The sequence below is a fragment of the Oligella sp. HMSC09E12 genome (assembly GCF_001808505.1).
Lineage (GTDB): Bacteria > Pseudomonadota > Gammaproteobacteria > Burkholderiales > Burkholderiaceae_B > Oligella > Oligella urethralis.
Window position 1 is genome coordinate 17,498 of the sequence record NZ_KV793520.1, and the last position, 13,121, is coordinate 30,618.

The following is a 13,121-nucleotide window of genomic DNA, read 5'->3' on the forward strand; positions in this document are numbered from 1 at the left end:
GTCAGACCTGATTCAGCCCGGTCTGACTGTGCTAAATCACCTTATTAAGCGTAAGACTTTTTGAAAGCTGCGATGGCATCTTTCAGTGCAGCCTCGTCTTCTTTGCTCAACTGCTTAGTTGATTCAATGCGATCAATTAAATCGGCATTGTTAGACTTCAAGTACTCTTTAAGCGCTTTTTCAAATGGTAGAATTTGTGCAACTTCTACATCGTCTAAATAACCGTTGTTAACCGCAAATAGCGAAACCGCCATTTCCCAAACTTTGTAAGGAGTGTATTGTGGCTGCTTCAATAACTCAACCACACGCTCACCGCGCTCTAGCTGACGACGAGTTGCTTCGTCAAGGTCAGAAGCGAACTGCGCAAAGGCAGCCAACTCACGATACTGTGCCAAGTCAGTACGAATACCGCCTGATAAGCTCTTAATCACCTTAGTTTGAGCTGCGCCACCCACACGCGATACCGAAATACCTGCGTTAATTGCAGGACGAATACCAGCGTTAAATAAGTCAGTTTCAAGGAAGATCTGACCGTCAGTAATTGAAATAACGTTGGTTGGTACGAAAGCAGAAACGTCACCCGCTTGAGTTTCAATAATCGGTAAGGCAGTTAATGAACCGGTTTTACCCTTAACCTCACCATTAGTGAATTTTTCTACGTAATCAGCATTTACACGTGCAGCACGCTCAAGTAAACGAGAGTGTAAGTAGAATACGTCACCAGGATAAGCCTCACGACCCGGTGGACGACGTAATAATAACGATACTTGACGATATGCCCAAGCCTGCTTAGTTAAGTCATCATAAACAATTAAGGCATCCTGACCACGGTCACGGAAGTACTCACCCATTGTACAACCGGCATAAGGGGCTAAGTACTGCATAGCAGCGGAGTCAGAGGCGTTAGCAGCCACCACGATGGTGTACTCTAAAGCACCTGTTTCTTCAAGTTTACGAACAATATTGTTTACGGTAGATGCTTTTTGACCAACAGCCACGTATACACAAATTACGTTTTGGCCTTTTTGGTTAATAATGGCATCCACAGCAACCGCTGTTTTACCTACCTGACGGTCACCAATAATTAACTCACGCTGACCGCGACCGATAGGTACCATTGAGTCAATCGCTTTAGAACCTGTTTGTAAAGGCTCAGATACGGATTGACGTGCAATTACGCCCGGAGCAACCTTCTCAATAACGTCTGTTTGAGTCGTGTTAATCGGGCCTTTACCATCAATTGGATTACCTAGGGTGTCAACCACACGGCCACATAATTCTGGACCAACAGGTACCTCAAGAATACGACCAGTTGTTTTAACCAGATCACCCTCGGAAACGCTGGTGTAATCACCTAAAATCACCGCACCAACTGAATCACGCTCTAGGTTTAGCGCCAAACCGAAAACATTGTTGGGAAATTCGAGCATTTCGCCCTGCATCACATCGGATAAACCGTGGATGCGAGTAATACCGTCGGTTACGGATACTACCGTACCCTGCGTACGGACATCGGCAGAAGTACCTAGACCCTCAATTCGGCTCTTTAGTAATTCGCTGATCTCTGACGGATTGAGTTGCATAATCAGACTCCTGAAATCCTATAGTTATGGCGCTTATTCAGCAACCAACTTATCGTGCAAACGTGTAATTTGCGCTTGCACCGAAGTATCTAAAACTTGATCACCCACGATCACTCGTACCCCACCAATTAAGGCTGGATCAACCTTCACCTCGGGTTCTAGAGATACGCTAAATTTCTTTTCAAGACTTGCAAGCAAATCTTTTAATTGTTCTTGAGTTAACTCAAAAGCGCTCGTAATTTGGGCGATCGCCTTGCCATCATGCTTATTTTTAAGTTGAATAAATTGTTCAGCAATCTCTGGCAATACTGCCCAGCGATCGTTTTCCACTACTAATTGAACAAAATTCTTAACATCAGCAGGCATATCAGGCAATAGTGTGTCAAAAATAGCCAAGCTGTCAGCTTCGCTCGCTTTAGGATTTGATAAAAGCTCCTTGACTTCAGCGACAGAAACTATTTCTGACAATTGTTTTACAGCCTTAGCCCAAGTCTCTAATCCGACTTGACTGTCCTTTGCCGCTGCAAATGCAGCGCTTGCGTAAGGACGGGCAATAGTTGAAAGTTCAGCCATAGCAATCCCAAATTAAAGCTGTGCCTTCAGTTGATCGAGCAACTCGGCATGTGTTTTCGCATCCACTTCACGGCGAAGAATCTGCTCAGCACCTTGTACTGCTAATGTTGCAACTTCGTCACGTAACTCATCACGTAAACGTGTTACCTCAAGAACAGCGTCCTGTTTGGCCTGGGCAATGATGCGGGCACGTTCTTGCTCAGCCTCTTCACGAGCGGCTTCAACGATTGAGGCAGCGCGTTTTTCAGCTTCAGCAAATCTTGTTTGATTCTCGGTCTTTGCTGCATTTTCGATTTCGGCGATACGACTCTGGGCTTGAGCTAAATCAGCCTTACCCTTGTCAGCAGCCGCTAGACCATCGGCTATCTTCTGTCGGCGATCGTCAATTGCTTTGATTAGTGGTGGCCAAATAAACTTCATAGTGAACCACACTAATACTAAGAAAACGATTACCTGGAAAAAGAGCGTCGCATTTAAATTCACGGTCGTTTCCCTTTTGCTAATTAAGGTCTTGCACTATGCACTACCTATCCAAAACTATACTGAATTTTTGGATGCAGAGACTGACTCAACAGCCCTGCACCAATCCATCCAGTTCACAAACCATCAAGCGATGGTGTTAAATCTATCGCTTAGACGAATGGGTTAGCAAAAGCGAATAACATAGCAATACCAACGCCGATTAAGTAGGCAGCATCGATAAGGCCGGCTAATAAGAACATTTTGGTTTGCAAAGCGTTCATCAACTCAGGCTGACGAGCAGATGCTTCTAGGTATTTACCACCCATCATACCGATACCTAAACACGCACCGATAGCACCTAAACCAATAATAAATGCGCAAGCAAGAGCTACTAAACCTGCAACTTCCATGACAACTCCTTGTGGTAATGAACCAATAGTTAAAAGATGGATAAATTAATTTATAAAATTAAACAGATTCTGATGAACGAGATGCCACTCAAAATCTGCTACTTAGTTGACTGAAAACATACACTAAGACCATTTCAGCCAACTAAATTCTAGTGATCTTCATGCGCCTGACCAACGTACACGAGAGTCAACATCATAAAGATAAATGCTTGTAATAAGATAATTAAAATGTGGAAAATCGCCCAAGCCGAACCAGCTAAAATATGACCGATTCCTAAACCGATACTTAAGGCATTAAAGCCACTCCATGCTGCACCCATCAGCGCAATCAGCATGAACACTAACTCACCGGCATACATCGTTGCAAAAAGTCGCATACCTAGTGATACGGTTTTAGCAAAGTACTCAATAATATTTAATAGCAAGTTAGCTGGTGCTAATAAAACCTTAGCAACCACACTCTCCGCACCGAAAGGTGCAGTAAATAAACTCTTAATAAAACCGCCAGGATTTTTGATCTTCACACCGTAGTACAAAGAAATTAATAACACGGTGATTGACATACCTAAAGTCATATTAAGGTCAGCCGTCGGTAAAATACGGTGGTAATAAAGCACACCGTGATTCTCAGCCGTGCCCGCCAAACCAGTCCATGAGTAGATAGATGGCATCAAATCAATTGGCAATAAATCGAGGGCATTCATCAAGGTCACCCAGACGAAGATTGTTAGCGCTAATGGCGCAACAAACTTACGCGAAGTGGCATTGTGCACGATACTTTTAGCCTGCTCATCAACCATACCGACCAACATCTCAACGGCCATTTGGAAGCGACACGGTACACCAGAGGTAGCGTTTTTAGCAGCTTTGTACAAGAAGAAAAGACCGATAACACCTACTAACACAGCCCAGAAAATAGAGTCAAAGTTAATGACACTAAAATCAGCGATCGATTCCTGTGGCTTATTACTAAAATGCTCCAAATGGTGCTGAATGTAATACTGCTGTGGTGATGGTTTAACTAAAGAAGCATCCATTTTGCTCCAATCTCCGTATGAACCACCCTCTTAATCAACATAACTAAATCAAGAGAGTAACAACTAATCAAATCTACTACTCTAGCCTGGCTATCAGAAGCTACCGCCCAAACGGCTTAGCACTATAGCTTTTTAAAGACTAAAAGTAATACGTATGCCTTTAAAACTACTAATAAGCCAACAAAAAACGCCGGCCATACTAAATTCGTACCAAATACCTTAATGACGAATACCATTAAGATCATCGCAACACCGATTTTAATCGCCTCACCCACTAAAAACATCGTGGCCGTGGCCGGTTTTTGCGATAACAGCCTTAACACCAAGTGCAAGACAAATAAAGCAGTCGGAATCAAATAGGTCATACCGCCTGCAATGATTGATAGCGCCGCCCAAGTTGTCGATACAAGCAATGTAATTAGCGTAGCTATCAGCAATGCTACCAGCTGAGCAAGCACTGTATTTAGTAGCCCCCGAACGGCTGCCGCACTCATGCGCCGCCTTTGCTCTGGGGTTAAGCTTATCGCTTCAAATTGCTCCTGATCCATAGCGCCCTAAGTATAACCTTTTTTTTACTACTTGTCACATTCAGCTGATGTGCCAGTTACATATTTTGTTGCAGTGCCGTATCAGCTTAATATGCTGTCAATTTAAACGCTCAGCGCCTAAGCTTCACAAGCCCATCAGTAAAAATATGTGCAATCATCATGCTGAATAAATCCCTGCTCAGAGCTTGTTTATAATACTAAAGAAGTACTAAACATACGCCACAACGCTTTTGATTTGCAAAACTTTCAAAAAGCTGTCAAGAATTTAAGAACTCATGGATTTTATCAGAACTAAAGGCATTACATAGATGAATAATAAAATGTTTGACGATAAAGTTTTTTATCGCATTACCTCAGATGATTTAAGCGGTCACCGTTTTAAAGTCTCACTGACCATTGCCGAACCTAACCCTGCGGGTCAAATTGTCAGCCTCCCACGTTGGATCCCTGGTAGTTATATGATTCGCGATTTTTCTAAGCATATTGAGACCTTGCGCGCCACGCATAATAACTATCCTTTGAGTATTACCCATCTGGATAATCACACATGGAAAATTGAGGCGGTACGAACTGGTCCGATTCAAATTGACTACACCGTTTACGCTTGGGATTTATCGGTACGTAAGGCGCATCTTGATGAAACGCACGGCTTTTTTAATGGCACCAGTGTCTTTCTTAAAGTCCATGGACAGGAGCATTTACCTTGTTTAGTGGAGATTAAAGCGCCCAAACAAAGTAGCAAATGGCGTGTTTATACCAGTCTACCGCCGGCTGAGGGTCACCCTAAAGCGGCAGCACATACGCGCTTTGGTTTTTACCGCGCCAAGGATTATGATGATTTAATCGATCACCCGGTCGAAATGGGTCGCCCTAAGGTCATTAGCTTTGTGGTGGCCGGTATTGTCCACGACATGGTCTTTACTGGTATTTTACCCAATATTGACTTTGAGCGAATTGCGGCCGATACGGCTAAAATTTGCGAGGCACAAATCCGCCTATTTGAACCTGAGAGCAACACCCCTCCCTTTGGCGATCATGGTGCACGCTATGTTTTCTTAACCACGGTCACCGGCAATGATTATGGCGGTCTTGAGCATCGCAATAGCACTGCCTTAATCTGTTCGCGTAAATCCTTACCGGTCATTGGTCAGAGCGAACAGTCCAAGGAATATCGTGAGTTCTTGGGTTTAGTCAGTCACGAGTACTTCCACAGTTGGAATATAAAACGCATTAAACCTGCGGTATTTGCGCCCTATCGCCTAGATAGAGCCACCCCTACCTCCCTATTATGGATTTTTGAAGGCTTTACCTCCTACTATGATGATTTGATGTTGTTGCGTAGTGGTTTAATCAGCGAGCAACAGTATTTTGACTTAGTAGCAGAGACCATTAGTCGGGTTAACAATGACTCCGGACGGATTAAACAAAGTGTGGCTGAAAGCTCTTTTGATGCGTGGACTAAGTTCTATCAACAGGATGAAAATGCCCGTAACCAGATTGTCAGTTATTACACCAAGGGCTCACTGGTCGCGCTTTGTTTGGACTTATTTATACGTCAAAAGACTGAGCATGAAAAATCACTTGATGATGTGATGCGCTACTTGTGGACACATTTTGGCAAAAACTTCTATTTAGGCAGTCAACTGGGTTTACGTGAGGCGGATGTTCCCGAGGTCCTGCATCAAGCCACTGGCATCAGTCAAGATGAACTACTCAATTTCCTTGAACGCTATGTTTATGGCACGAAAAAGCTCCCACTAAAAGCATTGCTCGAGGCCGAAGGGCTTAAACTAACGACGCTAACTAAGAAAAGCAACGCAGCGGTGAGCTTGGATATTCGCACGGCCAATCGTGAGGGTCAATGTATGATCCAAAGTGTAATGCAACATGGCGCGGCACATCAGGGTGGCTTATCGGCCGGTGACGTGCTGGTGGCCATTGATGGCTTACGCGTAAATGCTAGCAATCTGGAAGAGCTTTTAAGTCGCTACCAAAGCAAGCAAAAAGCACTAGTACATGTATTCAGACGTGATGAGTTACGCAGCTTTACGGTGGAATTTAATACCCCACTCTATGCGGAATTTCAGCTTCAACCTAAGAAAGACCGCCTTGCTACCATGGCGCCAACGAACGAGGTTGAGGACACTAGTGAGCAAATGCCTAGCCAAGTCGAAAGCGAGCAATAGCAAAACACTAGCTGCTTCCTAAGCTAAATTTATAAGTAACAAGGGCTTTTCTCTCATCGGCTCACTAGCCACGTTAGAGAAGCCCTAAACTAGACTTTATCGCGATGTGTTGGCACAAACACGACACTGTGGGTTTTTACTGAGTTTAAACTCATGCCAACGGGTATTGCGCCCATCAAACATCAATAAACGCCCCTGCAGGGACTGACCTATTCCCAACAAAAGCTTTAGCGCCTCATGTGCCTGCATCATACCGATACTCCCCACCACCGTGGATAGCACACCTAAAGTAGCGCAGTTATCGGGTTGTAAATTCTCACTGGGATCATATTGACAGGCGTAGCATGGGCTTTTTTCATCCCTAAAATCAAACACCGTCACCTGTCCATCAAAGCGAATTGCTGCCGCTGATACCATGGGTACACGATGCTTGAAACACATGCGATTTAGTTGCTGGCGCGTAGCAAAGTTATCGGTACATTCAAGCACCAAATCGACTTGTTGCATTAGCGCATCGAGCTGCTCATCATTGAGACGCCCATGATGGGGGATAAGCTCCACCTCGGGATTTAGCGCTTGCGCCATCAATTTAGCCGACGCCACTTTAGGCATAGCGATCCGCTCATTGGTGTGCACAATTTGGCGCTGCAGATTGCTTAATTCAACCGTATCATCGTCCACCAAATGAATGGTGCCCACACCGGCGGCTACTAAATACATGAGCGCCGGTGCGCCCAGGCCACCCGCTCCCACCATCAGGATACGGCTATTGATTAAACGCTCTTGGCCCTCAAAACCAAAGCCGTCCAGCATAATATGACGGGCATAGCGTAACAACTGCTCATCATTCAGCTGACTCAAGATACTCTCCAATCAAGTAATTCACTGCTTGCTGCAGCTGATAGTCCTCAGCCGAACCAAAAGTATACATCTCAAGCTCTGAAGCATCGTCTGCCGTCTCAGACTCAATCGCATCAACCTCTTCAACGGTAGTTGTCGCCTCATCTGCAGAGGTACTAGCAGCGGCGGACTCGGCACTCGCCTCAGCGGCTGGCTGCGAACTCACAACTTCCTCATCGCCGACTAAATGGTCTTTTAAGTCTGACTCGCGCGGTACACTGAAAAAATTACCCTTTTCAGTGTCAGTCACCACAATATCCGGCTCAATCCCAGTGGCCTGAATAGAACGGTCCTTAGGAGTGTAATAACGTGCAATGGTCAATTTAACGCCAGTGTCATCACCTAATGCCATCACCACCTGCACAGAGCCTTTACCGAAACTGCGATTACCCATAATCGTGGCGCGTTCATAATCCTGCAAGGCACCCGCTACAATCTCTGAAGCTGAGGCAGAACCAACGTTAATTAGTAGCACCATTGGGATCTTGCGACTCCACGTCGGTAAGTTCTTGAGCGGATCACGATGATTTAAACTATAGTCGCTAGGTACCACACGATAACGTAAGTTCACCTCACCACGGCTTTTGGTATAAACAACCAACTTTTCAGGTTCAATAAAGGCGCCAGCCACACCTACCGCAGCATTTAATAAGCCACCGGGATCATTACGCAAATCAAGCACCAATGCTTTAGGTTCTACTTTAAAGTCATTGAGATGCTTCACCAAATCCTCAACCGTGCGCTCTTGAAACTGAGAAATTCGGACATAAGCAATATCACGCTCAAGCATTTTGCTACGAACACTTTGCACCTTAATTAAATCTCTAACGATCTCAAAATCCAGTATTTCCTCGCCACGACGCACCGTCAACACAATACTTGAACCCGGCTCCCCACGTAGTTTTTTAACCACCTCAGCTAAAGGCATCTCAGTGACAGCCATGCCATCGACCTTAACAATTACATCACCGGGCCGAATACCAGCTTTGGCTGCAGGACTATCCTCAATCGGGGAGATAATTTCAATTTCCTTATTCGCTCTGTCCTCAATCTCGATACCCAAACCACCAAAAGCACCCTCGGTTGCCTCTTGTAAACTAGTAAAAGCCTCTTCGTTAAGATAACTGGAGTGCGGATCTAAACTATCCATCATGCCATTAATGGCCGCCTCGACCAATTTAGAATTTTCCACGGGCTCAACATAACGATTTTTAATAGCGGCAAAGACCGAGGCAAAGCGACGCAACTCCTCATAGGGCAAACGATCGTCTAACTCGGGAATCGCTTCAATCACAGGGACCTGCTCGATCACTTCAAGACTGAGTTGATCCTGCTTTTGCGCCTGCAAGGAATCCGCTCTAGCCACCGAGGTGTAAGCCAGCAAAACCAATAGACACAGCGCCGAGCCTAATGCCGTAAACTGCTTGGAAAGCGATTGCTTAGAGATAAGATTAGAAATAGAAAGCATGATGCACCTTTGCTTTTAAAAGCTATTTTGCCAGCATCCGCAGGGGATCAATGGGCTGCGTACCGCGACGAATTTCAAAATATAAAGCCGGCTCCACTTGACCACCGGTTGAACCTGCACGAGCGATGGTTTGACCAGAGCGCACTGTCTGACCAACCTTTAGCGATAAGCTCTGATTGTAGCCATAGACACTCATATAGTCATTACCATGATCGACGATGATTAAATTACCAAAACCGCGCATCCAGTCCGCAAATACCACCGTACCACCCGCAACGGCTTTTACCGGGGCCCCTGCCTTGGCCTGAATCAAAATACCGCGCCAAACCCCACCCGTATCAGGACGGGTACGACCAAATTTACCCTGTATCGTGCCGCGTAAGGGCCAAGGCGCACCTTGGGGAATACCGGCAGTGGTTGAGGCAGCCAGGGCTTTGGCCTTACGTTCATCCTCACGTGCTTGAGCTTCCAAGCGTTGTGCTTCTAAGGCTCGCTCTCTTGCTAGCCGCGCCTTGGCCGCTTCAATTTCGGCATTTTCCTGCTGCTGACGGGCTGCGGCTAATTGCTGCTGACTTTGCGCTCGCTGATTCAACATCGCCGTCATCCGACGCTTGGCTTGATCTAAGGCCTCAGGACCTATGGCACGGGCAATATCATTTTCAACGGCGCGAATCTGAATTTCAGTTAAACGCTGCTGTGATAGGGCCTCTTGCTGCTTTTGTTGAGCTTGGGCACGCAAGGCTGCTGCACGTTCAGCCTGCTGTTGTGCGAGCGCAGCCTGCTCTGCTGCACGCTTGGCTTGTGCCTCACGTTCTTGCGCCAACTGCTGCTGATGCGCTAAGGCGCGACGTTGACGCTCTATGGCCGCTTGTTGTGCTAGCTCCCTTTGTTGAGTAATGGTACGACCAAGCTCACCAATAAGACTATCCAAGCGCTGCTGATCGCCTTTAAGACGCCCCTGTTCGGCACGACGACGCTTCAGATCGCTTTCAATCTTAGCCAACTCACCCTGATACTTTTGCTGCTCTTTTTCTAATTCATTTTTACTCGCTAAGCTTTGCTGTGCTAGGCGTTCAATCTTTTGCTGCCGCCCCTTAATCTCGGATTCGGTTTTTTGCAGGCTTAATAACGCCTGGTTTAACTCTTCGACGGCACGCGCCCGAGCTCTAGCCACATAACTTAAATAACCCATATCACGACCGATTTTCTGAGCATCGCCACCGGATAATAGCGCCGACCACGGTGATAAACCAGAAGTGTATTGGGTATAAATCTGCTGCCCTAGATCCTCCTGCCGCTCCGCTAGCAGTATGCGCTGACCATCCGCTTGTCGGCGCAACAAGACGATCTCATGCTCTGTTTCATCCTGCTGCTCTTGTAAGCGATCGAGCTCAGCATTAATGCGCGAGATATTGCGCTCGGATTGACCAAGCCTATCCACCACATCCTTTTTCTCAGTTTCCTGAGACTGAATGGCTTTTTTGATGGAGTCGATCCTTTTCTCCAGCTCGGCACGCTGCCTTTCAGCCGATTTTTGCTGTTGACTTAAATCGCTAAGTGATTGCGATTGTGCTATTGCCACCTTGGCCAAGGCAGAACAGACCAAAAAAAGAGCGGCACAGGCAGCTACTGCTGCTCTGCTCGCTCTTTTTATCTGCTTAGCTCGAATTGAATTACGTGTTATCGGTACCACAGCCATTCATTTAAATATAAACTAAAAATCACTCGGCCTTGTGGTAACTACTTCGCCTTACCCTGAGCGGCCACCTCAGCCATCGCCTTAGCAATTTCCTCTGGATCGCCTAGGTAGTAGTGACGAATTGCCTTAAGATTTTCATCTAACTCATACACTAGCGGCTGACCGGTCGGGATATTTAAATGCACAATATCCTCTTCGGAAATTTCGTCAAATAAGTTAATTAGGGCACGAATGCTATTCCCATGCGCTGTCACCAAAATACGCTTACCGCTCTTAATGGCAGGGGCAATTTCCTCATCCCACAGTGGCTTAACACGCACAATCGTATCTTTGAGGCACTCAGCTGCCGGCAACTCCTCCGCTGGGATCTGCGCATAGCGACTATCAAAGCGTGGGTGACGCTCATCATCCAAAGACAAAGGCTCAGGACCAATCGCAAAAGCACGACGCCAGATGAGCACTTGCTCATCACCGTATTTAGCCGCTGTTTCAGCCTTATTCAGGCCAGTCAGCGCCCCATAATGACGCTCGTTTAAACGCCAACTCGGCGTATAGGGCACATACATCGTATCCATGCTATCTAAGGCAATCCATAGGGTGCGAATGGCACGCTTTAAATAGGAGGTATAGGCCTGATCAAAGACATAACCCTCCCGCTTTAAAAGCTCACCAGCCTGCTTTGCTTGAGCTCGACCCTCCTCCGTCAAATCCACATCCGCCCAACCAGTAAAACGGTTTTCTAGGTTCCACTGACTTTGACCATGGCGCATTAAAACGATTTTATACATAATGATTGCTATCCTTAGATTGATAAATAAAGCGTTTCTATGATTAATTTCATCTATTTTAGCCAACTTAGCTTATTGTGGCTAAGGCTATTTTATAATCGACAAATTAATCTTATTAATATCGCCATTTTGGCAGAGTCAGGTAGCAAACGTGGAATTTATTACTTTTAACAACACTTATTTATTTATTATTGCTGCGCTTTTGTCTGGCGCTGTACTGGCTGTTCAATATAGCCGTGCCGGCAAGGGTCTTTCACCGGCTCAAACCGTCTCCATGACCAATAGCAAAGCGCTGATTATTGATATACGAGACAGCGAGCAGTATCAAGCAGGCACCATCGCTAACGCCATCCATATCCCCATGGATCAACTAAAAGCGCGAGCTGCGACCCTCGCTAAAGACAAAGCTGTGGTCGTGATTGATCAGGATGGACGCCGTGCGCCTGCTGCTGCCAATCTATTAAAAAAAGAGGGTATTGAGGATGTACACTACCTCAGTGGTGGTTTGGTCTCTTGGCTCAAAGAGAATTTACCCTTAAAAAAACCCACTGGCGCTAAAAAGCTCAAATAGTGCTCTCTGAACACTATAATACGCATACACTTTCAACTTATAAGAGGAAACAATGGCTCAAGTTACGATGTACTATAAGGTCACTTGTCCTTACTGCACTCGCGCAGAAAAAATTCTTAAAGAACATCAGGTCACCGATTTAGAAAAGATCAGCATCGACACCAACCGCGAAGCGCGGGCTGAGATGATCGAGCGATCCAACGGTCGCACGACCGTGCCACAAATCTTTATTAACGGCCAGCATATCGGCGGTTGTGATGATTTACAAGCCTTAGAGCGTGAGGGTAAACTAGCCGACTTATTGGCTTAATTTATTCGCTTTTTTAAACCTTTTTATCTTATTGGGATTTATTTATTATGGCCGAAGAGCAAAACACACAAAATCAGGACGCTGCAGCTCAGCAATCGCAACAACCGAGTTTCGGTATGCAAAGATGCTATCTCAAGGATCTATCCCTCGAGATGCCTAATGCGCCACACATTTTCTTAGAGCAAGAGCAACCCGCCGTTGATATCAGCTTAAACATTGGTGCTGAGCGCTTGGCCGAGACGATTTTTGAAGCCACTGTACGTGCTACCATCACCACTAAAATCAATGACAAAGTCTTGTATTTAGTTGAAGGCACCCAAGCCGGCATTTTTGAGATCGCCAATATCCCTGAGGATCAGGTTGACCCGCTACTTGGCATTGTTTGCCCATCCATGATTTTCCCGTACTTACGTGCCAACTTAGCGGATGCCATTAATCGCACAGGCTTACCGTCTATTCATATGGCCGAGGTTAACTTCCAAGCTTTATATGAGCAACGCCTCCAAGAGGCAGCACAGTCTGCAGCCAACGGTGACACGGCGACGGACGACAATCCGACCATTAACTAGGCCCTTACCTCTTAAGC

General features: G+C 46.0%; 14 protein-coding genes. 4 read left to right on the plus strand and 10 right to left on the minus strand.

Features of this window, described 5'->3' with window-relative positions; all coding sequences use genetic code 11:
* Positions 1-44: 44 nt before the first annotated feature.
* From atpA to HMPREF3179_RS01205, 6 genes are all read right to left on the minus strand, one after another.
* On the minus strand, positions 45-1,583 hold the full coding sequence (atpA, locus tag HMPREF3179_RS01180) for a F0F1 ATP synthase subunit alpha (RefSeq protein WP_048766854.1): 1,539 nt from the start codon (positions 1,581-1,583) through the stop codon (positions 45-47).
* A gap of 33 nt (positions 1,584-1,616) precedes the next feature.
* A complete protein-coding gene (locus HMPREF3179_RS01185; RefSeq protein ID WP_070469350.1) occupies positions 1,617-2,156 on the minus strand; it encodes a F0F1 ATP synthase subunit delta in 540 nt (179 codons plus the stop codon).
* 12 nt (positions 2,157-2,168) lie between these two features.
* Entirely contained in the window at positions 2,169-2,639 is a 471-nt protein-coding gene (locus HMPREF3179_RS01190) for a F0F1 ATP synthase subunit B (RefSeq protein ID WP_018026881.1), read from the minus strand.
* Between the two features lie 149 nt (positions 2,640-2,788).
* Positions 2,789-3,028, minus strand: a complete 240-nt coding sequence (atpE, locus tag HMPREF3179_RS01195; protein WP_018026882.1) for a F0F1 ATP synthase subunit C — start codon at positions 3,026-3,028, stop codon at positions 2,789-2,791.
* A gap of 149 nt (positions 3,029-3,177) precedes the next feature.
* Positions 3,178-4,065: a F0F1 ATP synthase subunit A gene (atpB, locus tag HMPREF3179_RS01200; RefSeq protein WP_070469355.1), complete on the minus strand. Its 888-nt coding sequence runs from the start codon at positions 4,063-4,065 to the stop codon at positions 3,178-3,180.
* 122 nt (positions 4,066-4,187) lie between these two features.
* Positions 4,188-4,613, minus strand: a complete 426-nt coding sequence (locus tag HMPREF3179_RS01205; RefSeq protein ID WP_048766849.1) for an ATP synthase subunit I — start codon at positions 4,611-4,613, stop codon at positions 4,188-4,190.
* A gap of 308 nt (positions 4,614-4,921) precedes the next feature.
* Here HMPREF3179_RS01205 and HMPREF3179_RS01210 point away from each other — a divergent pair, with 308 nt between their 5' ends.
* Positions 4,922-6,799, plus strand: coding sequence for a M61 family metallopeptidase (locus tag HMPREF3179_RS01210; RefSeq protein ID WP_070469357.1), 1,878 nt, complete (start codon positions 4,922-4,924; stop codon positions 6,797-6,799).
* A gap of 96 nt (positions 6,800-6,895) precedes the next feature.
* On the opposite strand, the gene HMPREF3179_RS01215 is transcribed toward HMPREF3179_RS01210, so the two are convergent.
* Genes HMPREF3179_RS01215 through gpmA form a run of 4 tightly spaced genes read right to left on the minus strand, consistent with a single transcriptional unit; the run spans position 6,896 to position 11,654 of the window.
* Entirely contained in the window at positions 6,896-7,651 is a 756-nt protein-coding gene (locus tag HMPREF3179_RS01215; RefSeq protein WP_026156888.1) for a HesA/MoeB/ThiF family protein, read from the minus strand.
* Positions 7,644-9,167: a S41 family peptidase gene (locus HMPREF3179_RS01220; RefSeq protein WP_070469371.1), complete on the minus strand. Its 1,524-nt coding sequence runs from the start codon at positions 9,165-9,167 to the stop codon at positions 7,644-7,646. The genes HMPREF3179_RS01215 and HMPREF3179_RS01220 overlap by 8 nt, the downstream gene beginning before the upstream one ends.
* 22 nt (positions 9,168-9,189) lie before the next feature.
* Entirely contained in the window at positions 9,190-10,866 is a 1,677-nt protein-coding gene (locus HMPREF3179_RS01225; RefSeq protein WP_083290662.1) for a murein hydrolase activator EnvC family protein, read from the minus strand.
* Between the two features lie 41 nt (positions 10,867-10,907).
* A complete protein-coding gene (gpmA, locus tag HMPREF3179_RS01230) occupies positions 10,908-11,654 on the minus strand; it encodes a 2,3-diphosphoglycerate-dependent phosphoglycerate mutase (RefSeq protein ID WP_036558840.1) in 747 nt (248 codons plus the stop codon).
* Between the two features lie 151 nt (positions 11,655-11,805).
* On the opposite strand from gpmA, the gene HMPREF3179_RS01235 reads away from it, so the two are divergent.
* The 3 genes from HMPREF3179_RS01235 to secB are packed head-to-tail and all read left to right on the plus strand — an operon-like array spanning position 11,806 to position 13,104.
* Positions 11,806-12,225, plus strand: a complete 420-nt coding sequence (locus HMPREF3179_RS01235; RefSeq protein WP_018026891.1) for a rhodanese-like domain-containing protein — start codon at positions 11,806-11,808, stop codon at positions 12,223-12,225.
* A gap of 52 nt (positions 12,226-12,277) precedes the next feature.
* Complete coding sequence (gene grxC, locus HMPREF3179_RS01240; RefSeq protein WP_018026892.1) at positions 12,278-12,535, plus strand: glutaredoxin 3; 258 nt, start codon at positions 12,278-12,280, stop codon at positions 12,533-12,535.
* 47 nt (positions 12,536-12,582) lie between these two features.
* Positions 12,583-13,104, plus strand: a complete 522-nt coding sequence (gene secB, locus HMPREF3179_RS01245; RefSeq protein ID WP_018026893.1) for a protein-export chaperone SecB — start codon at positions 12,583-12,585, stop codon at positions 13,102-13,104.
* Positions 13,105-13,121 lie beyond the last annotated feature (17 nt).

Excerpts from the sequence above, each read along its gene's own strand:
- gpmA (WP_036558840.1), bottom strand. The coding sequence starts at position 11,654 with ATGTATAAAATCGTTTTAATGCGCCATGGTCAAAGTCAGTGGAACCTA.
- HMPREF3179_RS01205 (WP_048766849.1), bottom strand. The coding sequence starts at position 4,613 with ATGGATCAGGAGCAATTTGAAGCGATAAGCTTAACCCCAGAGCAAAGG.
- HMPREF3179_RS01220 (WP_070469371.1), bottom strand. The coding sequence starts at position 9,167 with ATGCTTTCTATTTCTAATCTTATCTCTAAGCAATCGCTTTCCAAGCAG.
- HMPREF3179_RS01225 (WP_083290662.1), bottom strand. The coding sequence starts at position 10,866 with ATGGCTGTGGTACCGATAACACGTAATTCAATTCGAGCTAAGCAGATA.
- atpE (WP_018026882.1), bottom strand. The coding sequence starts at position 3,028 with ATGGAAGTTGCAGGTTTAGTAGCTCTTGCTTGCGCATTTATTATTGGT.
- secB (WP_018026893.1), top strand. The coding sequence starts at position 12,583 with ATGGCCGAAGAGCAAAACACACAAAATCAGGACGCTGCAGCTCAGCAA.
- HMPREF3179_RS01185 (WP_070469350.1), bottom strand. The coding sequence starts at position 2,156 with ATGGCTGAACTTTCAACTATTGCCCGTCCTTACGCAAGCGCTGCATTT.
- HMPREF3179_RS01210 (WP_070469357.1), top strand. The coding sequence starts at position 4,922 with ATGAATAATAAAATGTTTGACGATAAAGTTTTTTATCGCATTACCTCA.
- atpA (WP_048766854.1), bottom strand. The coding sequence starts at position 1,583 with ATGCAACTCAATCCGTCAGAGATCAGCGAATTACTAAAGAGCCGAATT.
- grxC (WP_018026892.1), top strand. The coding sequence starts at position 12,278 with ATGGCTCAAGTTACGATGTACTATAAGGTCACTTGTCCTTACTGCACT.
- atpB (WP_070469355.1), bottom strand. The coding sequence starts at position 4,065 with ATGGATGCTTCTTTAGTTAAACCATCACCACAGCAGTATTACATTCAG.